The following is a 1,528-nucleotide window of genomic DNA, read 5'->3' as shown; positions in this document are numbered from 1 at the left end:
TAGAAAGGAGGTGATCCATCCCCACGTTCTCGTAGGGATACCTTGTTACGACTTCACCCCAGTCACCAGTCCTACCTTAGGCGGTCGCCTCCGAGGTTAGCAAACCGACTTTGGGTATTACCAGCTCCCATGGTGTGACGGGCGGTGTGTACAAGACCCGAGAACGTATTCACCGCAGCATAGCTGATCTGCGATTACTAGCGATTCCGACTTCATGGAGTCGAATTGCAGACTCCAATCCGAACTGAGATCGGCTTTTTGAGATTTGCTCCATGTCGCCATATTGCTTCTCTTTGTACCGACCATTGTAGCACGTGTGTGGCCCCACTCGTAAGAGGCATGATGATTTGACGTCATCCCCACCTTCCTCCCGGTTACCCAGGCAGTATCTCTAGAGTCCTCGACATGACTCGTTAGTAACTAAAGATAGGGGTTGCGCTCGTTGCAGGACTTGACCAAACATCTCACGACACGAGCTGACGACAACCATGCACCATCTGTCATTCCGTTAGCCTCCACTATATCTCTATAGCTTTGCGGAAGATGTCAAGAGTGGGTAAGGTTCTCCGTGTATCTTCAAATTAAACCACATGCTCCACCGCTTGTGCGGGTCCCCGTCAATTCCTTTAAGTTTCACTCTTGCGAGCATACTACTCAGGCGGATCATTTAATGCGTTAGCTGCGTCAGTGAACTCTCCACCGACTAATGATCATCGTTTACGGCGTGGACTACCAGGGTATCTAATCCTGTTTGCTCCCCACGCTTTCGTCCCTCAGCGTCAGTATAGACCCAGTAAGCTGCCTTCGCCTTTGGTGTTCTTCCATATATCTACGCATTTCACCGCTTCACATGGAATTCCGCTTACCTCTATCCAACTCTAGTTTATCAGTATCCAAAGCGAGCCGGGGTTGAGCCCCGGGATTTGACTCCAGACTTAATAAACAGCCTACGAACGCTTTACGCCCAATAATTCCGGATAACGCTTGCGACCTATGTATTACCGCGGCTGCTGGCACATAGTTAGCCATCGCTTTCTGACAAGGTACCGTCAGCTACAAAGCATTTCCTCAATGTAGTGTTCTTCCCTTATAACAGCACTTTACAATCCGAAGACCTTCATCGTGCACGCTGTGTCGCTCCATCAAGCTTTCGCTCATTGTGGAATATTCCCTACTGCTGCCTCCCGTAGGAGTTTGGGCCGTATCTCAGTCCCAATGTGGCCGTTCAGTCTCTCGACCCGGCTAAACATCATAGTCTTGGTAGGCCATTACCCTACCAACTAACTAATGTTCCGCACCCTCATCCTTCAGTGGGGCTTTAAAGGCCCCTTTCACAACGGAATCATGCGATTCCATGCGTATCCGGCATTAGCCAATGTTTCCATTGGGTATTCCAATCTGAAGGGTAGATTAAGCACGTGTTACTCACCCATTCGCCGCTAGGTTCCGAAGAACCTCGCTCGACATGCATGTATTAGGCACACAGCCAGCGTTCATCCTGAGCCAGGATCAAACTCTTAAATAAAGT

General features: G+C 49.6%; 1 rRNA gene. It reads right to left on the bottom strand.

Annotation, left to right across the window (positions count from 1 at the left end):
- Positions 1-3 precede the first annotated feature (3 nt).
- Positions 4-1,525: ribosomal RNA gene (locus tag FJR74_RS03150) — 16S ribosomal RNA — on the bottom strand.
- Positions 1,526-1,528 lie beyond the last annotated feature (3 nt).

Source organism: Metamycoplasma neophronis (assembly GCF_006491995.1).
GTDB lineage: Bacteria > Bacillota_I > Bacilli_A > Mycoplasmatales > Metamycoplasmataceae > Metamycoplasma > Metamycoplasma neophronis.
This window is presented reverse-complemented; position numbering and strand designations above follow the sequence as displayed.